At 64.0% G+C, this 24,112-nt stretch carries 20 protein-coding genes and 1 other RNA gene; 4 read left to right on the top strand and 17 right to left on the bottom strand.

Annotation, left to right across the window (positions count from 1 at the left end; all coding sequences use genetic code 11):
* Positions 1–6: 6 nt before the first annotated feature.
* From ABDB81_RS25250 to surE, 5 genes are all read right to left on the bottom strand, one after another.
* On the bottom strand, positions 7–843 hold the full coding sequence (locus tag ABDB81_RS25250; RefSeq protein WP_137926165.1) for a 3'-5' exonuclease: 837 nt from the start codon (positions 841–843) through the stop codon (positions 7–9).
* Positions 840–2,006 (bottom strand): RNA polymerase sigma factor RpoS, encoded by a 1,167-nt coding sequence (rpoS, locus tag ABDB81_RS25245; RefSeq protein ID WP_160472588.1) that lies wholly within the window; start codon positions 2,004–2,006, stop codon positions 840–842. The genes ABDB81_RS25250 and rpoS overlap by 4 nt, the downstream gene beginning before the upstream one ends.
* Positions 2,007–2,012: 6 nt before the next feature.
* Positions 2,013–2,888, bottom strand: coding sequence for a peptidoglycan DD-metalloendopeptidase family protein (locus ABDB81_RS25240; RefSeq protein WP_137926163.1), 876 nt, complete (start codon positions 2,886–2,888; stop codon positions 2,013–2,015).
* Between the two features lie 8 nt (positions 2,889–2,896).
* Positions 2,897–3,799, bottom strand: a complete 903-nt coding sequence (locus ABDB81_RS25235) for a protein-L-isoaspartate(D-aspartate) O-methyltransferase (protein ID WP_137926162.1) — start codon at positions 3,797–3,799, stop codon at positions 2,897–2,899.
* A 100-nt stretch (positions 3,800–3,899) separates the two neighbouring features.
* Complete coding sequence (gene surE / locus ABDB81_RS25230) at positions 3,900–4,652, bottom strand: 5'/3'-nucleotidase SurE (protein WP_137926161.1); 753 nt, start codon at positions 4,650–4,652, stop codon at positions 3,900–3,902.
* A gap of 182 nt (positions 4,653–4,834) precedes the next feature.
* Between surE and ABDB81_RS25225 the strand changes: the two genes are divergently transcribed.
* A complete protein-coding gene (locus ABDB81_RS25225; protein WP_137926160.1) occupies positions 4,835–5,809 on the top strand; it encodes an NADPH:quinone oxidoreductase family protein in 975 nt (324 codons plus the stop codon).
* Between the two features lie 162 nt (positions 5,810–5,971).
* On the opposite strand, the gene ABDB81_RS25220 is transcribed toward ABDB81_RS25225, so the two are convergent.
* The 6 genes from ABDB81_RS25220 to ABDB81_RS25195 form a co-directional block, all read right to left on the bottom strand.
* Complete coding sequence (locus ABDB81_RS25220; RefSeq protein ID WP_160472590.1) at positions 5,972–6,763, bottom strand: ABC transporter permease; 792 nt, start codon at positions 6,761–6,763, stop codon at positions 5,972–5,974.
* A 44-nt stretch (positions 6,764–6,807) separates the two neighbouring features.
* Positions 6,808–7,620: an ABC transporter ATP-binding protein gene (locus ABDB81_RS25215; RefSeq protein ID WP_346813910.1), complete on the bottom strand. Its 813-nt coding sequence runs from the start codon at positions 7,618–7,620 to the stop codon at positions 6,808–6,810.
* Positions 7,621–7,716: 96 nt separating this feature from the next.
* Entirely contained in the window at positions 7,717–8,763 is a 1,047-nt protein-coding gene (locus tag ABDB81_RS25210) for an ABC transporter substrate-binding protein (protein WP_137926157.1), read from the bottom strand.
* 159 nt (positions 8,764–8,922) lie between these two features.
* Positions 8,923–9,891 carry a tripartite tricarboxylate transporter substrate binding protein gene (locus ABDB81_RS25205; RefSeq protein ID WP_137926156.1) on the bottom strand — a complete coding sequence of 323 codons (969 nt, stop codon included), beginning with the start codon at positions 9,889–9,891 and terminating at the stop codon, positions 8,923–8,925.
* A 195-nt stretch (positions 9,892–10,086) separates the two neighbouring features.
* Complete coding sequence (locus tag ABDB81_RS25200) at positions 10,087–11,064, bottom strand: hydroxymethylglutaryl-CoA lyase (RefSeq protein ID WP_346813909.1); 978 nt, start codon at positions 11,062–11,064, stop codon at positions 10,087–10,089.
* Entirely contained in the window at positions 11,061–12,257 is a 1,197-nt protein-coding gene (locus tag ABDB81_RS25195; RefSeq protein ID WP_346813908.1) for a CaiB/BaiF CoA-transferase family protein, read from the bottom strand. The genes ABDB81_RS25200 and ABDB81_RS25195 overlap by 4 nt, the downstream gene beginning before the upstream one ends.
* 213 nt (positions 12,258–12,470) lie before the next feature.
* Here ABDB81_RS25195 and ABDB81_RS25190 point away from each other — a divergent pair, with 213 nt between their 5' ends.
* Both ABDB81_RS25190 and ABDB81_RS25185 read left to right on the top strand, forming a co-directional pair.
* Positions 12,471–13,298, top strand: a complete 828-nt coding sequence (locus tag ABDB81_RS25190) for a transporter substrate-binding domain-containing protein (RefSeq protein WP_160472596.1) — start codon at positions 12,471–12,473, stop codon at positions 13,296–13,298.
* A 70-nt stretch (positions 13,299–13,368) separates the two neighbouring features.
* Positions 13,369–14,694 carry a GGDEF domain-containing protein gene (locus tag ABDB81_RS25185; protein WP_346813907.1) on the top strand — a complete coding sequence of 442 codons (1,326 nt, stop codon included), beginning with the start codon at positions 13,369–13,371 and terminating at the stop codon, positions 14,692–14,694.
* Positions 14,695–14,755: 61 nt separating this feature from the next.
* Here ABDB81_RS25185 and ABDB81_RS25180 read toward each other — a convergent pair whose 3' ends face one another.
* From ABDB81_RS25180 to ABDB81_RS25155, 6 genes are all read right to left on the bottom strand, one after another.
* Positions 14,756–15,661, bottom strand: a complete 906-nt coding sequence (locus ABDB81_RS25180; RefSeq protein ID WP_346813906.1) for a LysR family transcriptional regulator — start codon at positions 15,659–15,661, stop codon at positions 14,756–14,758.
* A 4-nt stretch (positions 15,662–15,665) separates the two neighbouring features.
* The gene (recR, locus tag ABDB81_RS25175; RefSeq protein WP_137926043.1) at positions 15,666–16,280 is read right to left on the bottom strand and encodes a recombination mediator RecR; all 615 of its coding nucleotides are present in this window, start codon (positions 16,278–16,280) and stop codon (positions 15,666–15,668) included.
* A gap of 40 nt (positions 16,281–16,320) precedes the next feature.
* Positions 16,321–16,647 (bottom strand): YbaB/EbfC family nucleoid-associated protein, encoded by a 327-nt coding sequence (locus ABDB81_RS25170; RefSeq protein ID WP_137926044.1) that lies wholly within the window; start codon positions 16,645–16,647, stop codon positions 16,321–16,323.
* A gap of 82 nt (positions 16,648–16,729) precedes the next feature.
* Positions 16,730–19,102 carry a DNA polymerase III subunit gamma/tau gene (locus tag ABDB81_RS25165; protein WP_346813905.1) on the bottom strand — a complete coding sequence of 791 codons (2,373 nt, stop codon included), beginning with the start codon at positions 19,100–19,102 and terminating at the stop codon, positions 16,730–16,732.
* Between the two features lie 103 nt (positions 19,103–19,205).
* On the bottom strand, positions 19,206–20,882 hold the full coding sequence (locus ABDB81_RS25160) for an L-lactate permease (RefSeq protein WP_346813904.1): 1,677 nt from the start codon (positions 20,880–20,882) through the stop codon (positions 19,206–19,208).
* Between the two features lie 336 nt (positions 20,883–21,218).
* A complete protein-coding gene (locus tag ABDB81_RS25155) occupies positions 21,219–23,705 on the bottom strand; it encodes an adenosylcobalamin-dependent ribonucleoside-diphosphate reductase (protein ID WP_346813903.1) in 2,487 nt (828 codons plus the stop codon).
* A 164-nt stretch (positions 23,706–23,869) separates the two neighbouring features.
* Here ABDB81_RS25155 and ffs point away from each other — a divergent pair.
* An RNA gene (ffs, locus tag ABDB81_RS25150) (signal recognition particle sRNA small type) lies at positions 23,870–23,968 on the top strand.
* The last annotated feature ends 144 nt before the right edge of the window (positions 23,969–24,112 follow it).

Genomic DNA, 24,112 nt, shown 5'->3' with positions numbered 1-24,112 from the left:
TCCGGTTCAATCGTCGTCGTCCGCCTCCGGCGCCATCGGCTGCAAGCGGAAGGCACGCAGATATTCCATCCACTGCGCGCCCGGCAATTCGGCCAGCGACTCCTGCACCAGCGACACTTCCATGTCAAACTCGCGAGGGGTCAGGCCGCCGCGCATCAACTGGAAGCGGCAGTACATCAGGTAGGTGTTGACGACGTCGGTCTCGCAGTAATCCCGGATTTCGTCGAGCTTGCCGTTCTGGAACGCCTGCCAGACCATGCTGCCGTCCATGCCCATCTTGCCTGGAAATCCGCAAAGCTTGGCGAGATCATCAAGCGGCGCGCTGGCCCGCGGCTGGTACATCGCCAGCAGGTCCATCAGGTCCAGATGCCGCATGTGATAGCGGCTGATGTAATTGTTCCACTTGAAGTCGCGGCTATCGTCTTCGCGACCCTCGCCCATCTCCCAGTAACGCGGCGCGGCCACGCCGTGGACCAAGCCGCGGTAGTGCAGCACGGGCAGGTCAAAGCCGCCTCCGTTCCACGACACGAGTTGCGGACTGTAGCGCGCAACCAGTTCGTAGAACTTCTGGATGAGTGTGGCTTCACCATCCTCGAGCGTACCCAGCGATCCAACGTGGAACACTGCCGATCCGTCGCGCTGCGTCCGGCGCAGCACGCACGAAATGGCGGCAACGCGCTGCAGGTAATGCGGCAGGAAATCGGAGCCGGATTTCTCACGGCGGGCAGCAAACGCATGCTCGGCGACTTCGGCGTCGCTCATCGATGCGGGATGGTCATGCAAACGGCGCAGGCCGTCGACATCGGGAATCGTCTCGATGTCGAATACCAGCACAGGGGTCATAAAACGGCGTCCTTGCGTACACCTTGCGAAGCGAAATGCCGCTTGAGCTTGACGAGGGCTTCCTGCTGGATCTGGCGCACGCGTTCGCGCGTCAGCCCCATTTCCTCGGCCAGCTCTTCAAGCGTGGCCGGCTCGATGTGGTTCAGGCCGAAGCGGCGCTCCACCACATAGCGATGCTTCTCGGACAGGCGAGCCAGCCAGAGTTTCATCAGGCCTTCCAACTCACGGTGCGCCACCTCCTGGTCGGGGGCGGCGTTGTGCTCATCGGAAAGGAAGTCGAGCAGGCTCGATCCCGGGTCGAGATCGAACGGCGTATCGAGCGAGGTGGTGTGTTCATTAAGTGCCAGTACGTCCTGCACTTCGTCCGGGGTCTTCCCGAGGAGATGTGCAATGTCTTCAAGGCTGGCGTCGCGGCCATCAGTGCCACCTTTTTCAAGATGACGCTTGGCGCGCAAGACCTGATTCAGTTCACGGATCACATGCACCGGCAAGCGCACAGTGCGGGCCTGATTCATGATCGCGCGCTCGATGCTCTGGCGGATCCACCATGTGGCGTACGTCGAGAAACGGAAGCCACGCGTCGGATCGAATTTTTCGATGGCGTGCATCAGGCCAAGATTGCCCTCCTCGATCAAATCGAGCAGCGGCACGCCACGATTCAGGTAGCCCTTTGCGATGCTGACCACGAGGCGCAGATTGCGCTCGATCATTACTTGCCGGGCAGAGAAATCACCGCCCTTGGCCAGCGTCGAGAAATGCAGTTCCTCGGGTGCCGATAGCAGCGGCTTGATACTGATGCGGTTCAGGTAATGCTGCACCGTATCGGCAGCCAGCTCCGTGTGGAGCACGGTCTTGAAGTCGTCGGGCTCGGGTGCAGCAGCTTCGCGGCCCTCTTCCTCGTCTTCTTCGGATTCCTCGTCGCCATCGTCCTCGTCATGATCGGCGTCGTCGGCCTTCACGTCGGCAGTGCGGGAACGCGCCCGCGAACTGGCACGGATGGGCTCGTCGGCGACAGGCAGCATATCGGAGGCCGGATCGACTGCCGGCACGCTGGTGCCGTTCTCATCGTCAGCCTGTACTGCCACGCCAGCTTTTCCTTCCGGCTGCGTTGGACGACGGGTCCTGCTGACAACTCCGGATGAAACAGTTTTCTGGCGTGGCATGAAACCTCACTGTGGCGGCAGATACCGCATCGGATCGATCGGTTTTCCGTTCTTGCGAACCTCGAAGTGCAGCTTGACCCTGTCAGTATCACTGTTACCCATTTCGGCAATCTTCTGGCCTTTTTTGACCATTGACTGCTCTGCCACCAGTACCTTGTCGTTGTGACCGTACGCGGTGAGATACGTGTCGTTGTGCTTGATGATGACAAGATTCCCGTAGCCGCGCAAGGGGCCTACGTGAATCACCCTACCCTCATCCGCAGCCAGCACCGGATCACCTTTTTTACCGGCGATATCGATGCCCTTGTTGCCCTTGTCGTCAAATTTACCGATGAGCTGGCCGGTGGCCGGCCATGCGAGGCGGATGTCTCCCGCAGGCGCCGAAGCAGCGGCTGCGGGCGCGGCCGGAGCCGGTACCGCGGCCGGGGCGGCTGCCGCAGGTGTCGACGAGGCACTCATCGGCGTGCCCACGGGGCGCGTTGCATCGATCGGCTGTGACTGCACGGTGCCCGGTGTCACCGGAATCGTGGCGACGCCCGGCGCAGCATTGACATCGGCGCTCGGCGGCACCACGCGCAACAGTTGCCCGACTTCGATCTGGTTGGCGTTGCCCAGGTTGTTCCAGGTGGCCACGTCACGATACGACTGGCCGTTTTCCAGTGCGATACGGTAAAGGGTATCGCCACGCTTGACCCGATAGTAGCCAGGGGGCGCTGGTTCGGTGGAAGCCGAGATCTGGGTACCGCCACCACCGGTGGTACGGTCCACCACAGGGGCGGGCATGGGGGAATTGGCGCAGGCGGCCAGCATGGCCGCGCAGGCTACGACGCTCAGGCGTTTTCCGACGCGTGCAAGGGAATCCGGATTCACGGTGTTGTGCATATTTCGACTCAGATGGTGCCCGATTTTAAAGGCACAAAGAAAACGGCTTCAAGCGCAGTCCGGTGAAATCGATGCCGATTGAGGCGCTCGATCAGCAATAGTTGCTGCGTCACCGTCTGTCCTGGCGCGCCATGGCCAGATGACACCACGGGCGCAATCAGACGTCCGCCGATGGCGAGTTGTTCCAGCAGGGCCTGCGGCACCTCCATGCCCGCCGCAGCGAGGATGATCGAGGAAAACGGTGCCGCCTGCGGCAGGCCCAGCATGCCGTCCCCGTAATGCAGGCGGATGTTGGGCACGCGCAGCGGCCGCAGGTTGGCCTTGGCTTGTTCGTGTAGCGGACGAATGCGTTCGATAGAGAACACTTCCTGCGCCACCAGACTCAGCACGGCCGCCTGATAACCACAACCGGTGCCGATTTCCAGCACCCGCTCCAGGGGCTGGTCTGGCGTCAGTCCTTCGCGCAGCAGTTCGATCATTCGCGCCACCACCGATGGCTTGGAAATCGTCTGCTGGTGGCCGATCGGCAGCGCGGCATCCTCGTAGGCCTGCGAGGCGAGCCCCGGCTCCATGAAGAGATGACGCGGCACCGTGGCAATCGCGCCCAGCACGCGCTCGTCGCGAATGCCACCGGCGCGCAGCCTTGCGGCCAGCGCACCGCGCGCACGATCCGATGCCATGCCGCCGCCGCCCGCCGTGGCCGCCGATGCGCGCGCCTCCACCGCACTGCCGGGTGGCGGAGGCGGTGCGGGCGGCGCCGCAGGCTTGCGCGGCTTGACCGTGGCCGGGGCCGGTGCAGCCGCGCGCTTGCCTACCGCGGGGAGTCCGGCGGTACGTGCGGGCGCAGGCTTGCGTTCGACCACGGCATCGAGCGGCAGCGGAAAGCGAGGACGGCGCGGCGTGGAACTCATTGCGGGGACGACAACGAAACGGAAATGGTTGTGGCAACGCGCAGGGCAGCCGCGCGGCGATCGTAGGGAAACGGGTAAAGCGCGCAAGGCGATGACACGCTTACCTCAGCCACTGTTCGATTTGTTCGAGCTGGCCGCGATGGGTCAGGTCCAGTTGCAGCGGGGTCAGCGAAACATAGCCGTTGGCCGTGGCATGGAAGTCGGTGCCCTCGCTCGCATCGCGTGCGTCGCCGGCCGGGCCGATCCAGTAGATCGGATCGCCGCGCGGATTGACTTGCTGGATCACCGGTTGCGACGGATGGCGCTTGCCGAGCCGCGTGGCGCGATGCCCCTGGATATGCTCGTAGGGCAGGTTCGGGATATTCACGTTGAGCAGGAACGGCTCGCGCGGCGGTTGCGCAATCACGCGTGCCACGATTTCGCGGGCTACGCGCGCCGCAGCGTCCAGATGCTCCCAGCCATGATGGACCTGGGAAAACGCAATCGACGGAATACCGAACAAGTAGCCTTCGATGGCGGCGGCCACGGTGCCGGAATACAGTACGTCCTCTCCCATGTTCTGGCCCTGATTGATGCCTGAGACCACGAGATCGGGCTTGTCCTCAAGCAGGCCGGTCAGCGCCACGTGCACACAATCGGTAGGCGTGCCGTTGAGGAAGCGGAAACCTTTCTGCACGCCTTCACGCGCCTCATAGACGGAGAGCGGTCGCTGCAACGTCAGCGAGTTGGATGCGCCGCTATGGTTCTGCTCCGGCGCGATCACGGTCACGCGAGCCAGCGGGGCGAGCGCGGCGTGCAGGACGGCAAGCCCTGGCGCAAGGTAGCCGTCGTCGTTGGCGAGAAGGATATGCATGGCCGCGATTGTACCTGAGCGAGGCGCCGCTGGCGGCACTGCCAGGCACCTTGAAATCGCTTGCAGCAGCCCGATCATGCGCGCCCCGAATAGGGGTCATGAAGCGATTTCCTGCACAGAACGACCGTGCTTTTCTTGCGCTACACTTGCCCGGCCACGACCACATTACCAATGGAGACAACATGAAAGCCGTCCTGTGCAAAGCCTGGGGCCCGCCCGATTCCCTTTCACTGGAAACGCTGCCCGATCTCGTACCGGGCGATGGCGAAGTCGTCATCGACGTGAAGGCCGCGGGTGTGAACTTCCCCGACGTGCTGATCATCCAGAACAAATACCAGGCCAAGCCCGAACTGCCGTTCTCGCCCGGATCGGAATTGGCCGGCGTGGTCAATGCGGTCGGCGCCGGTGTGACACATGTGAAACCGGGCGACAAGGTTATTGCCTACCTCGGCAATGGCGCATTCGCCACGCAGGCCAAGGCGCCCGCCAAGGCCGTGGTGCCCATGCCGCCGGGCATCGATTTCGACGTCGCCGCCGCGTTCACGCTGACGTACGGCACCTCGCACCACGCCGTGGTGGACCGTGGCGAACTCAAGGCCGGTGAGACGATGCTCGTGCTGGGCGCCGCTGGCGGCGTCGGGCTCGCGGCTATCGAAATCGGCAAGGCGATTGGCGCGCGCGTCATCGCAGCCGCCTCCACCGACGAGAAGCTCGCGGTCTGCAAGGAGCACGGCGCGGACGAGGTCATCAATTACACGACCGAGGACCTGCGCGAGCGCATCAAGGCGCTGACCGATGGCAAGGGCCCCGACGTCATCTACGACCCGGTGGGCGGCGTGTACGCTGAACCCGCCTTCCGTTCGATTGCCTGGCGCGGCCGCTACCTCGTGGTGGGCTTTGCAAACGGTGAGATTCCGAAGATCCCGCTGAACCTGGCGCTGCTCAAGGGCGCTTCGCTGGTGGGCGTGTTCTGGGGCGACTTCGCGCGTCGCGAGCCGAAAGCCAATCAGGCCAACATGGCACAGATGCTCGGCTGGATGAAGGAAGGCAAGATCCGCCCACACATTTCGGCACGATATCCGCTGGACCAGGCACCGCAGGCGCTGAAGGATATGGAAGCGCGGAAGGTGACGGGGAAGATTGTTATTAATCCGTAAGGACTACATTTGCTCCCCTCTCCCGCTCGCGGGAGAGGGGTTGGGGGAGAGGGTCGGAGGCTCTGCTTGCCGACCTGTCGCGATTTGACCTGCTTGCCCTCTCCCCCGCCCCTCTCCCACTTCATGGGAGAGGGGAGCAAACAAACAGCGGGATCCGGCTTTTCAAAGCTTCTCCGTCTCCCCGCTCTTCGGCTGCCACTTCATCAGCCGCTTCTCCACCACGGTCACCATCCAGTCCAGCACCAGCGCACAAGCCGTCAATACGACGATGCCGGCGAATACGGTGTTGATGTCGAACGTGCCCTCGGCCTGCAGGATGAGGTAGCCCACGCCGCGCGCCGATCCCAGATACTCCCCTACCACCGCGCCCACGAATGCCAGTCCTACCGAGGTATGGAGCGACGAGAACACCCAGCTCGTGGCGCTTGGCAGGTACACGTGCCGCAGCAGTTGCTGGCGGTTGGCGCCGAGCATGCGCGCGTTGGCCAGGACTACGGGGCTGACTTCCTTCACGCCCTGGTAGACGTTGAAGAAGACGATGAAGAACACCAGCGTCACGGCCAGCGCCACCTTCGACCAGATCCCCAGTCCGAACCACACCGCGAAGATCGGCGCCAAGATCACGCGCGGCATCGAGTTGGCGGCTTTCACGTAGGGATCGAGCACCGCCGACGTGAACGGACTCAAAGCGAGCCAAAGGCCGACACCCAGGCCCGCCACCGTGCCGATACCGAACGCGAGGACGGTTTCAAGCAACGTCACGCCCAGGTGGATGTAGATATCGCGCTCGACCACGAACCAGGTCCAGATGCGCTTGGCCACCATCAGCGGCTCGCCGAAGAAGAACGCCACCTGTTCCGTGCGCGTGGCCAGGTGCCAGATCAGAAGAATTGCTACGAGAAGGAGGAGCTGCCAGACGCGCAGCATGCCTCGGGAATCGGGATGAAAAGCCATGTCGTGATTGTTATCGCTTGTTTGTCGGCTTGTTTGCAGAGCCCTCAGGCCACCTTGCGCTGCTGCGCGTAGCCCTTCAGCACTTCCTCGCGCAGCACATCCCAGATGGCGGCGTGCAGGGCCACGAAGCGCGGATCGTTACGCACTTCGGCCACGTCACGCGGACGCGGCAGGTCGATCGCGAATTCGCCGATAGGATGCGTGGCCGGACCGGCCGACAGCACCACCACGCGGTCGCTCATGGCGATGGCCTCGTCGAGATCATGCGTGATGAACAGCACGGCCTTGCGCTTGGCGGCCCATAGGTCGAGTACCTCGTTTTCCATCAACTGGCGCGTCTGGATGTCTAGCGCCGAGAACGGTTCGTCCATCAGGATGATGTCGGGATCCATCACCAGTGTCTGCGCCAGGCTCACTCGCTTGCGCATGCCGCCCGACAACTGGTGCGGATAGCGGTCGCCGAAGCCACCCAGGCCCACACGGCGCAGCCATTCCTCGCCCTCCGCCACGGCCTCGGCACGTGGCACGCCGCGAAACTCCAGACCGGCGATCACGTTGTCGAGCGCGCTGCGCCACGGCATCAGCGCCTCCGACTGGAACATGTAGCCGGCGCGCGTGTTGATGCCGCGCAGCGGTTCGCCGAATACGCGCACCTCGCCCGAGGATGGTTCGAGCAAACCGGCCCCGACGTTCAGCAGCGTGGATTTACCGCAGCCGGTGGGGCCGACGACAGAGAGGAACTCGCCGGGCTGGATCGACATCGTGACATCGCGCACGGCGGTATAGCGCTGCGCACGGTCTTCGCGCGAGACGAAGGTGCAGGTCACGTTTTCAAGGGAGAGTGCGGGCGTGCTCATGGAGACATTGGCGCAAAATGCTTCGCCCGCCGGACGAAAAGCCGTGCGGCGGGCGACGGGAGCATCCGGAACGTTATCCGAATGCCTCGACAGAACTTACTTGTACTTGGCGTTGGCCTTCTGCACGAACGCGTTCGTGAAGGTGTTGTCGAGCTTGATGGCCTTGCCCTTCAGTTCCGGATCGAACTGCTGCAGCGTGCTCAGCGCCGTCTTCGGACCATCGGCGGGCATCGTGCCGTCCGGCGAGATCGCTTCCTTGACCTTTTCCCACGCGGAGAGATACAGCGCGCGATCGCCCAGCAGGTAGCTTTCCGGCACGGTCTTGACGATGTCCGACGGGCCCGCCTTCTGCAGCCACTTCAGCGCGCGCACCATGGCATTGGTCATCGCCTGCGTGGTATTCGGGTTTTGCTCGATGAACTTGGTCGATGCGTAGAGGCAGCCCGACGGCATGTTGCCACCGAACACGGCCTGCGTTTCCTTGAGCGTGCGCGTGTCCGAGGCGATCTTGACCTCGTTCTTCTGCGTCAGCATCGAGATCACAGGATCGAGATTCGCCATGGCGTCGATCTGGCCCGAGCGCATCGCGGCCACCGCACCGGCACTGGCGCCCACGCCGATGAACGACACGTCCGACGGTTTCAGCCCGGCCTTGGCCAGCACGAAGTTCGCCATCATGTTGGTGGAGGAGCCCGGCGCGGTCACGCCGATCTTCTTGCCCTTCAGGTCCGCAATGGAATGGAAGTTCGGCATCGTCTTGTTCGATACCACCAGCACGATCTGCGGCGCGCGGCCCTGCAGCACGAACTCCTGATACTGCTGGCCTTTGGCCTGCAGGTTGATCGTGTGTTCGTAGGCGCCCGACACCACATCGGCGCTGCCACCCACCACGGCCTGCAGTGCCTTGGCGCCACCGGCGAAATCGACGATTTCCACGTCGAGCCCTTCTTCCTTGAAGTAGCCCAGGCGCTCGGCAATCGTCAGCGGCAGGTAGTAGAACAGGTTCTTGCCGCCCACCGCGATGGTCACCTTGGACTTCTCGGGCTTGCCCTGCGCGAAGGCATTGCTGCCGAACGTGAACCAGCCAGCCAGGAACAGCGCCAGCGCGATCAGCAGTTGCTTCCAGAATTTTTTGTCGTACATCGTTGTCTCCTGCATCTTTTACTTCTTTTGCTTCTTCGTCTTTCGCACCGACGCACAAAAGCCGGGACGCCGCGAAGCGGCTCCCGGTGATGCTACCGCCCTCGGACGCGATCCCACATCGGGATCAACACCTAAACGTCCAATGTATGGACATGGGCGTCACTCGGCCTTGATATCCGCCGACTTGATGACCTTGCCCCAGCGCTGCAGTTCGGCCTTCTGATACTGGTCCAGTTGCTGCGGATTCATGTAATGCGCCTCGGCGCCCAGTTCTTCGGCCTTCTTGCGGAACGCATCGGACTTCATGATCTTCTCGATCTCGGTCGTCAGGCGATCAATGACAGGCTTTGGCGTGCCGGCCGGCGCATACATGGCAAACCACGACGATACGTCGAGATCGGGGTAGCCGGCCTCGGGCGCCGACGGTACATCCTTGAGGCTGGCGATACGCGTCTTGCTGGTCACCACGAGCGGACGCAGTTTGCCTGCGGCGATATGGCCCATCAGTGGCGGCGGCGTGGTCATCGTCATGTCCACGTTGCCGCCCAGCAGGTCGGTCAACGCCGGGCCAGTGCCTTTGTACGGGACGTGCGTGATCTGGATGCCGGCCATCTGGTTCAGCAGCTCGGTGGATACATGCTGCAGCGAGCCATTGCCCGACGACGCGTAGTTCAGCTTGTTCGGATTGGCCTTGGCGTAGGCAACCAGTTCCTTGAGCGACTTGACTGGCAAGCTCGGACGCACCACCAGTACCTGCGGCGCCGACAGCAGGTTGGCTACGGGCGCGAAATCCTTGACCGGGTCCCACGGCATCTTGGTCAGCAGCGGCGTGATCACATGGAAGCCAGAGTACTGCACCAGCACCGTGTAGCCGTCCGGCTTGGCACGCTGCACGGCCTGCGCGGCAATGCTGCCGTTGCCGCCCGGCTTGTTGTCGACAACGACGGATTGGCCGAGCGCCTTCGACAGCGGCTCGGAGATCAGACGTGCTGCGAGGTCGGTGGTGCCGCCCGCCGAGGCCGAGACCACGAGCATGATCGGGCGGTTCGGGTAGGAACCGTCCTGGGCGTAAGCAGTAGCGGTGTAGGTCAGGCCGAGCGCTAGCGCGGCGATAAGAGTGCGTTTCATGGGTTGTCTCCGTTGTTGTAGTGGGGGACTCTAAGAATCTGTTCTGTTCTTGCTCCCCTCTCCCACTAGTGGGAGAGGGGTTGGGGGTGAGGGCTTGGCGGTTCAAATTGCGACCTGTCGTGGCAGAACCGCTTGCCCTCACCCCCGCCCCTCTCCCGCACGCGGGAGAGGGGAGAAAACCATCGGGTTGGGAAATCAGGAAGCCGCAAAAAATTCCGCCATCCATCCAGGCGGCTGGTGCGTGCGCAGCCGTGGCCCTGCGCTCAACAACTGGCTGGTCACGTCACGCTGAACCAGTTCCGACACGCCGCCGACCACGCCGAGCAGGCGATCGAGATCGATGCCGGTGTCCACGCCCATCGACGCGAACATATGCACGAGTTCTTCGGTGCTGACATTGCCGCTCGCACCGGGCGCGTAGGGGCAGCCGCCCAGACCGCCGGCTGCGGCGTCGAAGCGCGTCACGCCGGTCTGCCACGCGGCCATGGCATTCGCCAGGCCCATGCCGCGCGTGTTGTGAAGGTGGATCGTCAAGCCAGTCTTCGGCAGTTCCCGCTGGAAGCGCTCACACAACGCGGCCACCTGATTCGGATAGGCCATGCCGGTGGTATCGCACAGCGTGATGCCCGCCGTGCCGGCCTCGGCAAACCCGTGCGCCAGGGCCATGACCTCGGCCTCGTCCACTTCGCCTTCGAACGGGCAACCGAACACGGTGGACAGCGACACGTTCACCGGCACCCCAACCTTCCCGGCTTCCGCGATCATCGCCAGCAACTGCGCTTTCGACTGCTCGCGCGTCATGCGCAGATTGGCGCGGTTGTGGGTCTCGCTGGCCGACATCACCAGATTGACTTCATCGGGACGGCACGACAACGCGCGCTCCAGGCCACGCAGGTTTGGCACCAGCACCGTATAGGCCACGCCCGGCACGCGTTCGATCTGGTGCATCACCGCCTCGGCGTCGGCCAGCGCGGGAATGGCGCGGGCCGAGGTGAACGAGGTGGCCTCGATACGCGCGAATCCGCAATGGGCCAGTGCATCGACGAAGGCAACCTTGCCTTCAGTCGGCACGATGAACGACTCGATCTGCAGGCCGTCGCGCGGCGCCACATCGTTGATTTCGATCTTCGCGGGTCCGGCCAGCGCATAGCGATTCTGAATGTTGGCGCTCATGCGATCACTCCCCGGGCCCGCAGGTCCGCAATGGCTGCCGCATCAAAGCCGGATTCGGCCAGCACGGCGTCGGTATGCTCGCCCAGCGTGGGCGCGCGGTCATGGATGGCGCCCGGGTTGCCCGACAGCTTCGGGATGATCCCCGGCACCTCGACGCTCAAACCCCGTGCAGACGTAACGGTTTCGATCACGCCGCGCGCACGGTAGTGGGGATCTTCGGCGATGTCCTTGACGGTGTAGATCCGGCCAGACGGCACGTCCGCGCCGCGCAATGCATCGAGCGCGGAGGCCACGGTCTGGGTTTTCGTCCAGACGCCGATGGCGGCATCGATCTCGTCCACGCGCTTCACGCGGCCATCGTTGCGAGCCAGATCCGGATCGTCGCCAAGGTCGTTGCGGTCCATCAGCGTCATCAGGCGCTTGAAAATGGCATCGCCATTGGCGGCGATCAGCACATAGTCACCGCAACCGCACAGGTAGGCGTTCGATGGGGCGATGCCGGGCAGCGCGCCGCCAGCCGGCTGGCGCACGGCGCCGAATGCGGAATATTCGGGCAGCAGGCTTTCACTCAAGTTGAACAGCGATTCATAGAGCGCCACGTCGATGACCTGCCCTTCGCCGCCACGCGCATCGCGCTCGTACAGCGCCAGCAACACGCCAAGCGCACCATGCAGGCCGGCGATGGTGTCGCCCAACGACAGCCCAGCGCGCACCGGCGGCCGGCCCGGCTCGCCGGTCAGGTGGCGCAGCCCGCTCATGGCCTCGGCCACGGCGGCGAAGCCCGGTTCGTCGCGCTTCGGGCCGGTCTGGCCGTAACCGGACACGCGCACCATGATCAGCTTGGGATTGGCGGCGTGCAGGACATCCCAGCCCATGCCCCATTTCTCCATCGTGCCGGGGCGGAAATTTTCGATCAGCACATCGGCCTCGGCAGCCAGCTTGCGCACCAGCGCCTGGCCTTCCGGCTGGCGCAGATCGATGGCAATCGATTGCTTGTTGCGCGACTGCGCCTCCCACCAGACCGAGGTATCCTCGTGGATCATGCGCCACTTGCGCAGCGGATCGCCCTGACCGGGCGGCTCCACCTTGATGATGTGAGCGCCAAAATCGGCCAGCGTCTTGGCGGCGAATGGGCCGGCAATCAGTTGTCCCAGTTCCAGGACACGAATGCCATTGAGAATCTGTTGTGCCATGTTGGGGAACGTCTCCGTTAAGCTGACCCGTCGGGGGATTGTCGTCGTGGCTTTGTTTCGACGGAGTGTGCCCCGTTGCGCAGTGACGCGGAATCGGCAATCCGGAAAGCGGGCTATCTCGGAATGCGAAAGATTCGGGAATACCCTGCCCGGCAACGCTCAATCTCCGGGCCCGCCTGCCGTTACTGGGGGATTGGGGTTCACGCGGCAACCGTGTCGATCTCTCCCTTCCTCGCTCTTCCCGCGCCGAAAACAATCGACGGCACAGACGCCATGGACATCGCCCGCCTTTGCCGGACCCTCAGCGCCGCCGCGCTGCTTGCAGTCGCGACGCTCGGCACCGCCCCGCCCGCCAGCGCGCAAACCCGCGTGGTGCTGTACTCCGAAGCGGGTCAGCGGCCCCTTTCGTACGAGGAAAACGGCGCGCCCAAAGGCGACTATATCGACCACTTCATGCGCGTCGCGAACCGGATTCCGGGCTATCAGGTCGAGATCCGATTTGCCTCGTGGGCACGCACGGTCGAGGAAGCGAAGAACGGCAACAGCGCCGGCATCCTGGGGGTGTATTACCGACCTAAAGAACGGCCGTACCTCAATCATTCGAAGGCGTTCTACGCCGAAGAGGTGGCCGTACACTGCAATCGAGACGCCATCGAGGGCCGCACCTTCCACCACTATCCCGATGATTTCGCCGGACTCCGATTCGGCAACCAGCGCAACTATCTGGCGCCCGGCCCGCGCTTCTTCCAGATGGTGAAGGAAGGCCGCATCACGATGGTAGAGGGGCACGAGTTCCAGGATCTGGTCAAGAAGATGCTGGTCGGCGAAATCGACTGCGTGGTCAACCCCAGCATCGTCATCAAGGAAGCGCTGCGATCGCTGGAAACGCGCGGACTACCTGAGCGCATGCGCTACAAGTCCCGGCGCGCCCTGGTCATCAAAACCGAGACCGTGCACATAGGATTCAGCAAGAAGTACGAGGAAGCCCATCCGGAATTGGCGAAATTCCGACAGCTGTTCAACCAGGCGGCGCCTGAATAGAATGCCGCACTGACTCGCCCGAACCGCTGGACCCGCTGGACCCGCTGGACCTTGCCAGGATCTTCGCCCCATGCCACCGCTGCCCCCGGTTCGTTCGATCCGGACCCGGATGATCGTGCTGTTTATTGTTGTCATCACGACAACGCTGGGCGCTTTTGCCTCGCATCGACACTGGCTGCTGCGGCAGGATCTTGAGCAACGGTTCGAACGGACCCGTGCCGATGTGCTCGAAAGCCTCGCGCAGAGCCTGGCGGAACCCACCTGGGCCTTGAACGTCGGCATCCTGCGGACGCGGCTCGACGCCACGCTGATCCACCCTGAAGTCGTCGAAGCCTGTGTGTTCTCGCCGGACGGGCAGGAAATCTACGCCGCTGCGGGCCGACCCGCATCCCCGAACGGAGAGCCGTGTGCATCGGCGGGTGCCGATGACCTGCTTGACCGCGTCGTCATCTACCCGCCCGATGGCATCGATGCCACGCGGCGCGAGGTCTCCATCGGCAAGGCGGTGGTTCGCTTCAGCCGCAGGCCCATGGATGGAACATTGCGGGCGGCGATGATCCAGGGCGTGACCGAGGTGGCCGCCATCGACGTGGTGCTGGTGTTGCTGCTGACGTTCGGCCTGCGCATGATCTTCGTCCCCTTGGAGCGCCTGCAGCGCGCCCTGTTCCAGCTTGCCTCGCGTCACGAGGAAGAACCCGAGGAACTCGCCAAACTGGGACGTCAGGAGTTCGACAGCGTGATCGATGGCTTCAACCAGGTGCTGCGCAAGCTCAAGCTGATCATCGCGGAGCGCACCGAGGCCGAGCTGACCGTGCGGGCGGCCATCCAGCGCAGCAACAACGCCTTTGCACAGATCCAGGCCACCCAGGCCGAACTTGTCGAGAAAAATCGGCAACTCGAAACGCTGTCGCGTACCGACCAGCTCACCGGCGTGTACAACCGGCGTCGTCTCGACGAGGCGCTGATCGATGCGCTGGCCCACAGCGGCACGGTGTTCTCGATCATCCTGCTCGACGTGGACCGCTTCAAATCCATCAACGACAACCACGGCCACCAGATTGGCGACCGCGTGCTCGTGGACATGGCCCAGCGCATCCTCGACGCCAAGCGTCCCGGCGATATCGTCGGCCGCTGGGGCGGCGAGGAATTCCTGATCATATGCCCCGACACCGACCTCCCGGACGCTGCCGCCCAGGCCGAGGCGCTGCGGCAAGCTATCTCAGCGCAGGATTTTTCGGTAATGGGCGCGATGACCGCCAGCCTCGGCGTATCCAGCTTCCAGTCGGGGGATACCATCCACGGGATGATTTCTCGCGCGGATCAGGCGTTGTATGAAGCGAAAAGGAAGGGGAGGAATCGGGTGGAGTTTGGGGAGGTGGGGGTTTTGGTGCCTTGATGGTTTGCTCCCCTCTCCCGCGTTAGTGGGAGAGGGGAGCAAAACCACGGCAGATACAGCCTCAAAACGGCGCCCGATCCCCGCACAAATGCGTAATCAACAACCTGGCCGACACCGTCAGCCCCGCCGGGTCGCGCATGCCAATCAGTAGCGATCGTCGCGCCCACGCGTCCTGCAGCCCCACCAGCGCCAGGCCCATCGACTTGACGTGCGGTTCCGCCGCGATTCTTGGCAGCACGCCAACGCCCAGTCCGGCCATGACCATGCGGCACATGGCGTCAAAGCTGCGCACCTGGATGCGCAACCGGAACTGGCGCTCCAGCCGGCTACTCTCTTCGAGCAGGCGTGCCGCCAGCGATGTCACCTGCGGCAGGCTGACGAAATCGTATTCGAGCGCATCGGCATAGTGGACGGCGCCCTGCTGAGCCAGCGGATGGCCCGGCGGCGTGATGATGACCAGTTCGTCCTGCCGGTACTCCACCGTCACCAGCCCCGTGCAGGGTGTGCGATCGGCAAAGATACCGACATCGGCACGATTCTCCATCAGCGCGGCCACGATGTCGCTGCTGTTGTGTTCCTCGAGTTCGATGCGGATGGTGGGATGCTGGCGCATGAACTGCGCCAGATCGTCGGGCAGGAACTGCGTGATCGCCGAGGTATTGGCGCAGACGCGCACCTGTCCGCGCACGCCTGACGCATAGTCCGACATCACGCCGGCCATGCGTTCCACGTTCTGCAGGATGGTCAGCGCATGGTGAAAGCACGCCTGGCCGGCCTCGGTCAGTTGCACGCCGGCAGCATGTCGAAAGAACAGCGGTGCGCCAACCGCGGTCTCCAGATCCGAGATCCGCTTGCTGGCAGCCGCCACGGCCAGGTGCGATTGCCGCGCTCCGGCCGAGATACTGCCCTGCCGGGCCACGGCCACGAACAGACCGAGCGTGACGAGATCGAAGCGCGCGAGATTCATGCCGTTACAGCGTGCGCCGGTCCATCACGGCGCGGGCGATGGTGCCCGCATCCACGTATTCGAGTTCGCCGCCCACGGGCACGCCACGGGCCAACCGCGACACCTTGAGGCCACGCGCCTTCAGCATCTCGCCGATGTAGTGCGCAGTGGCCTCGCCCTCGCTCGTGAAATTGGTGGCCACGATCACCTCGGTGGCCGGCCCGCCAAACTCGGGGTCCGTGGCCCGCGCCAGCAAGCGGTCAAGGTGGATTTCCTTCGGGCCAATACCATCGAGCGGCGACAACCGCCCCATCAGCACGAAGTACTGGCCCCGGTATGTCAGCGTCTGCTCGATCATGATCTGATCGGCTGGTGTCTCCACCACGCACAGCAGCGACGCGTCGCGCTCCGCATCGCGGCAGGTCTCGCAGATGTCCTGCTCGGTGAACGTATTGCAGCGCTCGCAATGGCGAATGCCGTCGGCCGCACCGCGCAAGGCGTCACCGAGCTTGCGCGCGCCGTCGCGGTCGTGCTGGAGCAGGTGATACGCCATGCGCTGGGCCGATTTCGGCCCCACGCCGGGTAGCACTTTCAGGGCCTCGACCAGCGCCTGCAGCGAGGTGGGCGGGGCCGCCTTCATCGCGGCGCCGCCTGCGGAAATACTGGCATCGATATATCGATCAGAACGGCAGCTTGAAGCCCGGGGGCAGCGGCAGGCCCGACGTCATCGAGCCCATCTTTTCCTGCGTGGTGGCCTCGGCCTTGCGCACGGCGTCGTTGAACGCGGCAGCCACGAGGTCTTCGAGCAGGTCCTTGTCATCAGCCAGCAGGCTCGGATCGATGGTGACGCGCTTCACGTCGTTCTTGCAGGTCATCAGCACTTTGACGAGACCGGCGCCGGACTGGCCCTCGACCTCGATCTGTGCCAACTGGTCCTGCATCTTCTTCATGTTTTCCTGCATCTGCTGGGCTTGCTTCATCAGCCCCGCCAGTTGACCTTTCATCATGGGATCACTCCTTGGAAATATGCGAAATAGGTAGTTATATACGGGCGGCGCTCCCTGGCTCCAGGCGGCCGCCTCTGGAATATCAGGCGGCGCGCGGCTGCACCGAGCCCGGCACGATCTGTCCGCCAAACTCGCGCAGCAAACCCTGCACAAACGGATCGCGGTCGATCTCGGCCTCGGCTTCGCGCTGCCGTTCGGCGCGCGCAGCGGCATCCACCGCCGCTGCGGTGTGCGTGACCGCGCCAACCTCGCATTGCAGCCGCACTTCCACGCCGAATTCTTCGCTCAGGGCGGCCTGCAGGCGTTCGGCAACATTCGCTTCCGCCAGCGCCGCCACGGGGACGCGCAGATGCAGCGCGCGGCCCACCACACGGTGCATCTCGCTCTGCAACGCCAGTTGCTGTGCCAGACCCTTGAGCGGCAGACGAGCGGCCAGTTCCGGCCAGTCGCTGGTGAGCACGGGCGGCGTGCCATCGTCGGCAGCACTTGGGGCCACCGGCGGCACGGCCGGTGCCAGCGCCACAGCGGGTTCCGGCTCGGGTGCCGGCTTGCTGGCCTGCATCGGCGGGGCGGATGGGGAGGTCGGGGCACGATGCCTGCGCGGCGCGCGGTCTACGGTTTCCGCTTCGAAACCGTTGTCGAAACCGCCGAAGTTCGGATCGAAGCCCGGATCGTAATCCTGCGACACACCGGGGTCAGCGTCGTACGGGCCGATCATCGGCAAGTCGGGCGGCATCTCTTCCCACGGCGGCACGTCGCTGGTCCGCGCAGCGGGTGCCGCCGGGGCGGGCCGTGCAGCGGATTCAGGCATTACTGCAGGACGCACAGCCGGTGCAGCGGAAGGCGCTGGCGCGACGGGCGCGTCAGGCGCCGCCGTAGCAGCGGTGGCCGGACGCGAAGCCGAAGGCGGACGCAGCGGCTGGGCGGACTGGCGCTGCGCGGCGGCGGCCGTCGCACCCGCCATCGGCGGTGCGCCCATCCCTGCCGGACGCGCACCACCCTTGCCTGCCGATGCCTGACGCGCCGCGTCGAGTGCTGCACGGGCCGGAGACATCGGCGCGCGGCTGGCGGATGGCGCAGCAGGCGCGGATGCCGTGTTCGGGGCGGCAGGGGCTGGCGGGACAGCAGCAGCCGGTGCCGCCACCGGCCGGGCTTCCTGCACCATCGGCTGCGGTGGCACGGCTCGCACCGGGGCAGGTTCGATCTTCGGCGGGGCCGAGGGCATTGGCGCTGCCACTGCAGCAACCGGCGCCACCGCCATCGCACGCGGCGCAGCACCGCCCGGCGCGCTGGCCGGACGCGGACGCGCCACCTGCTGGCCACCGCCCTGCCCGCCTGCCGGCGTGGCCGGCGCAGCCGAGGGACGGAACGCCAGCATGCGCAACAGCGTCATCGTGAAGCCGGCGTATTCGTCCGGCGCCAGCGCCAGTTCGCTTCGGCCCAGGTTGGCAATCTGATAGAAAAGCTGGATTTCCTGTGAGTCGAACTGACCAGCCAGCCGACGCACGTCCTCGGCCTCGGGCCATTCGTCCTGTACCGATGCCGGCACCGCCTGCGCCAGCGCGATCTTGTGCAGCAGCGAACCCAGGTCCTGCAGCGCGCCGGCAAACGACAGACTGCGATCCGCCATCGCATCGGCAATTCCGATCATCGCGGCGCCATCCTCTGCGGCCAGCGCATCGAGCAGTTGCACGAGGTAGCTCTGGTCGATGGCGCCGAGCATGCCACGCACGGCATCCTCGGATACCTGGCCGGCACTGTAGGCGATGGCCTGATCGGTCAGCGACAATGCATCGCGCATCGAACCATGGGCAGCCTGCGCCAGCAGCCGCAGTGCGCTGCCATCGTGCTGGATGCCTTCCTGCCCCAGGATGTGGTCGAGGTGCGAGACGATATGCCCTGGCGGCATCTGCTTGAGGTTGAACTGCAGGCAGCGCGACAGAACGGTAACCGGGATCTTCTGCGGATCGGTCGTGGCCAGGATGAACTTGACGTGTCCGGGCGGCTCTTCCAGCGTCTTCAGCATGGCGTTGAAGGCGTGGTTGGTCAGCATGTGGACTTCGTCGATCATGTAGACCTTGAAACGGCCGACCGACGGCGCATAGACCGCCTTGTCCAGCAGTTGCGCCATTTCATCGACGCCGCGGTTCGAAGCCGCATCCATCTCGATGTAATCGACGAACCGCCCGCTGTCGATTTCCGTACACGCCTGGCACTGGCCGCACGGCTGGGCGGTGATGCCGCCGTTGCCGTCAGGGCCGGTACAGTTGAGCGCCTTGGCCAGAATCCGGGACAAAGTGGTCTTGCCCACCCCGCGCGTACCGGTAAACAGGTAGGCGTGATGCAGCCGTTGCTGTTCCAGCGCGTGCGTGAGCGCGCGGACCACGTGCTCCTGGCCGACCAGCGTGGTGAAATCCCGTGGGCGCCATTTGCGCGCTAGAACTTGATAACTCATGGCGGCGATTGTAGCAAAACGCAGACCCGGGCGACCGGGCGCGCCCCAACGAAAAAGCCCCGCCATACGGGCGGGGCTTCAGGCTGCTGCAGCGATCCGGCGATCAGTGGATCACCATCAGCGTGAACGGATACACGTACGCCTGCAGCGTCACGAACAGGCCCACCATGATCGCCAGCACAACCGAGTGGAAGAACACGTAGCGCAGGATCTCGCCCTCGTGCCCGTACCACTTGGTCGCGGTGGATGCCACCACGATGGACTGCGCATCGATCATCTTGCCCATCACGCCACCCGAGCTGTTGGCCGCTGCCATCAACGTGGGAGACAGGCCCAATTGCTCGGCTGTGGTCTTCTGCAATCCGCCGAACAGCACGTTCGACGCCGTGTCGGAACCTGTCAGCGCCACACCCAGCCAGCCCAGCATCGTACCGAATAGCGGATAGAACACGCCGGTCTGTGCAAACGCCAGCCCCAACGTGGCGTCCAGGCCCGAATAGCGGGTCAGGTAGCCGATACCGAACATCGCGCAGATCGTCAGCAGCGAGTAACGCACCAGCTTGATGGTCTCCCAATACTCCTTGAACAGGCGAGGGATGGAATAGCCCATCAGCAGCCCGCCAACCACCGCCGACACCAGAATGCCGGTGCCAGCCATCGACAGCACATTGAAGTTGAAGACCGCACCTTCGGCGATTTCCTTCGGCACCACGGGCGGGCCCTTGAGAATGGCCTTGTCCAGACCCGGAATCGGATACTTCCAGAGCCAGATCCCATCCATCAGCTTCTTGAATTCCGGCACGCCCCAGACAAACACGAAGACCGTCAGAATTACCCACGGCATCCATGCCTTGACCACCGAGATGCTGGCCGATGCCGCGTTGGCCTTGGCGTCCGCTTCGAGCGCTTCGGGATGGTCGATCTTGGAGTCGTCATGGCGACCCAGGATCCGCGTCGAGGTCCAGATTTCCTTCGGGCGCCATACCTTCAGGAACATCGTCAGGCAGCCCATCGAGATAAGCGCCGAGATGACGTCCACCAGCCACGGGCCGTGGAAGTTCGACACCAGGAACTGCGGCACTGCGAAGCTGACGCCCGCCACGAGAATCGCAGGCCAGATCGCGAGCATGCCGCGGAAGCCCGCGAACGCCCAGATCAGCCAGAACGGCACCAGCACGGAGAAGAACGGCAGTTGGCGACCGATCATTGCGGACAACTGCACCTGATCGATACCGGTCACCGACGACAGCCCGATGATCGGCGCACCCAGCGCGCCAAAGGCCACGGGCGCCGTATTGGCGATCAGCGCCAGACCCGACGCCGCCAGCGGCGAGAAGCCGAGGCCGATCAGGATGGCACCGGTCACGGCCACCGGCGTACCGAAGCCCGCCGCGCCCTCGAAGAACGCGCCGAAGCTGAACGCCACCAGCAGCAGTTGCAGGCGGCGATCCTCGGTCACACCGGAGATCGAGTTCTGCAAGACCTTGAATGACCCGTTCAACGTGGTCAGCCGGTGCAGGAAAATAATATTGAGAACGATCCAACCGATGGGGAACAGACCGGACACGATGCCGAACCCGGCCGCCTTGCCCGCCATCGCGGCCGGCATGCCGAACACGAACGACGCGACCACGACGCCGACCACCAGCGCCAGCCCGGCCGCCAGGTGCGCCTGCATATGGAAAAACGCCAGCGCTGCAAGCAACACAGCAACCGGCACACCCGCGGCAATAGTGGACAGCGCCATACTGCCGAGCGGGTCGTAGACTTGACTCCACACGATTGAATCCTCCTCTGGTTGAAACGGCCATACGCCTCTGACGGGCTTGGCGGCCGATACTGCCCTGCAGGCGACGCAAACGCCGCACGCAGACAACAGAAAGGAGATTGTAAGTACGAGGTTCCCGGCAACGATCCCTAAATTCAGTCACCAAAGTGATGAATCGGATTCAGGGATCAGGGTTTTTGCTGGGAGCAGGCTTAAGTACCTCCTTACAACCATCGCGGGAGGGTACTCCTTCAAACGGGTGTTCGAGGCGCGGAAGGATGCTGCTTGCTCCCCTCTTCCGCGAGCGGGAGAGGGGAGAAAAGCGACGGCGAAGTTACGCGGCTCCGCTTACCCACACTCCCCCACATACCCACAATTCGCGCACTTCGCGCAGCCATCCACCTTGTGCAATGCATGCGCACCACACTCCGGGCAACGCTTGCCGGTACCCAGTCCCGTAGCGGATGTGGCGGGAGATGATTGCGTTGGCCGCGCCAAGGTCACGGCAGTCTCCCCACCGTCACGCCGCGCCAGCCTTGCGGCCAGCGCCTGAGCCGGCACCTGACCGCCTTCATCGTCCAGGAATCCACGCTTGATCAGGATGCGCTGCAGCGCGTAGCTCAAGGCAGCCACTTCGGAATCGTGGAAGCGCGGCACCTCGGTGCCGTCCTGGCGCACAAGCGACCCGTAGCGAACCGTGCCCTTGTCCCACACCACGTTTCGCATATCGGCCAATGCCTTGGCAATCGGGCCACCCGAACGGGCTACCATCGAGAGCAGGCGCATCGTCGAGGTAATCCACTGCTGGCCTTCGGACCGCTGTCCCGCCGGCATGAAGAACTCGATCGGCCGCTCGATCGTCACGGCCTGTCCATCGACGATGCCCGCGACGCGCATGAAGTTCACAGTCAGATAGACGGTCTTGTGCCCCTCGTATGTCAGGTATTCGACTTTCGACGTCACCCCTTCGAGGTCCCCTAGCGGACGACTGCCGAACGGCCGCAACAGCGGGTCATCGTCCGTGGCCGGAGCGGCTGGCGTGACTGGCGCCACGGGCGTCACCGAGAGCACGGCACCCAGCACCTGGTTCGGCCGGTACGTGGCCAGCCCCTTGAGACCTGCCTTCCATGCTTCGAGGTACAGATTGCGGAAAGCCTCGTAGGGATAGTCTTCAGGCACGTTCACCGTCTTGCTGATACTCGTATCGATATAAGGCTGCACGGCCTCCAGCATGCGCATATGATCGAGTGCCGACATCTGCAGCGCCGTAACGAAGCTCTCCGGAAGTTGCTCGACATCGCCGCCCATGTGCCGATACAGCCGCCATGCGTGATCGGCCACTTCGAACGTCCGGAAGCTGTCATCGGGCATGCGCTTGCGGCGGTTGTAGGTCCACGAAAACGCCGGTTCGATGCCATTCGACGCGTTGTCCGCGAACGCCAGCGTGATCGTGCCCGTCGGCGCAATCGACAACAGATGCGAGTTGCGCAACCCGTGTTCACCAATGGCATCGCGCACCGCTTCGGGCAACCGGCTGACGAAGCCTCCGCGCAGGTACTGGTTTGCATCGAACAGGGGGAATCGCCCCTTCTCGTCGGCCAGTTCCGCCGAGGCAAGGTAGGCGTTGTCGCGCATCGCCTCCGAGATCCGCCCTGCCATGTCGCGCGCGGCATTGGTGTCGTAGCGCAGGCCCAGCATGACCAGGGCGCTGCCCAGCCCCAGGAAACCGAGCCCGATGCGGCGTTTGGCCTGCGCCTCCGCCTCTTGCTCGACCAACGGCCAGTACGTGATGTCGAGCACGTTGTCGAGCATGCGCGTCGATACCCGCACCACCTCGGCAAACGCCTCGAAATCGAAATGTGCTTCGCCCGTGAGCGGCTGGCGAACGAAGCGCGTCAGATTGATCGATCCCAGGCAACAGCAGCCATACGACGGCAGCGGCTGTTCGGCGCACGGATTGGTGGCCTCGATCTGTTCGCAGTAATAGAGGTTGTTGTCGGCATTGATGCGCGACAGAAACAAGATGCCCGGCTCGGCATGATCGTAGGTGGCCTGCATGACCTGATCCCACAGCCGGCGGGCCGGCACGCGACGATACACCCACATGCCATCGTCGCGCCGGTATGCGCCGGCGTCGATGGCGTCCATGCCTGGTTCGGCTTCATGCACGAGCTCCACTTCCGCGTCGGCTTCCACCGCCTGCATGAATGCGTCCGTCACACCAATCGAGATATTGAAGTTGCTCAGGTCCCCACGGTCCTTGGCATGGATGAAGCTCTCGATGTCCGGGTGGTCGCAGCGCAGCACGCCCATCTGTGCACCGCGCCGCGCGCCGGCGGACTCCACCGTGGCGCAAGACGCGTCAAAGACTTTCATGAACGAGACCGGACCCGATGCACGCGAATGCGTGGCACGCACCAGCGCGCCACCCGGCCGGATCGAGGAGAAGTCATAACCGACACCGCCTCCGCGTCGCATTGTCTCGGCCGCCTGGGCCACGGCCGTATAGATGCTGGGCTTGCCGCCCCTGGATTCGGAAACCGAATCGCCCACGGGCTGTACAAAGCAGTTGATCAGCGTGGCCTGAATGCCGGTGCCGGCCGCCGAGTTGATTCGCCCCGCAGGTACGAAGCCGTTGTCTTGCGCCCAAAGGAATCGCGCTGCCCACGCTTCGCGGCGATCGGCAGGTTCCACCTCGGCCAGCGCCCGCGCCACGCGTCGACGGACATCGTCGATCGTCCGCTCCTCGCCCTTGGCGTACTTTTCCTGCAGCACTTCGATGGAGATTTCTTGCGGCACGAGTGCGCCGCGGAGGATCTGGTCGTTTGCGTTCATGCCCAACCTGTGTCGATGAGAATGTACCGGCTGAAATTCGCCGTCCGCCATGCTGCCAGCATGGCCACACACCACCCCGGTGTCAGATCAAAAGCCGCTCAAGAAAACATCGCATAACAACGAAATTCAGACCGCCGCTTCAGATTGAGTTAGAATGCCGGTCGGACGGGCCTCCTCGCATGGTGGCGCGGTCAACCTGGTCAGGTCGGGAACGAAGCAGCCACAGCCGTTTTCCACCAGTGCCGAGGGTCAGGCTCGTCCCCCTTCTTGTTTTTTCTTGTTGTTCTCGTTTTGCTCTGCGGGTTCTCCGCGCAAGTTTCCGAAGAATCTGTCGATGCTGATGCCAACTGGCGGGACTTTTTGCGTCCGCTCGTTTTGCTTGCCTCCGGTATGGCTCCCCTCTCCCA

Source organism: Cupriavidus sp. DL-D2, from assembly GCF_039710735.1.
Classification (GTDB): Bacteria; Pseudomonadota; Gammaproteobacteria; order Burkholderiales; family Burkholderiaceae; genus Cupriavidus.
This window is presented reverse-complemented; position numbering and strand designations above follow the sequence as displayed.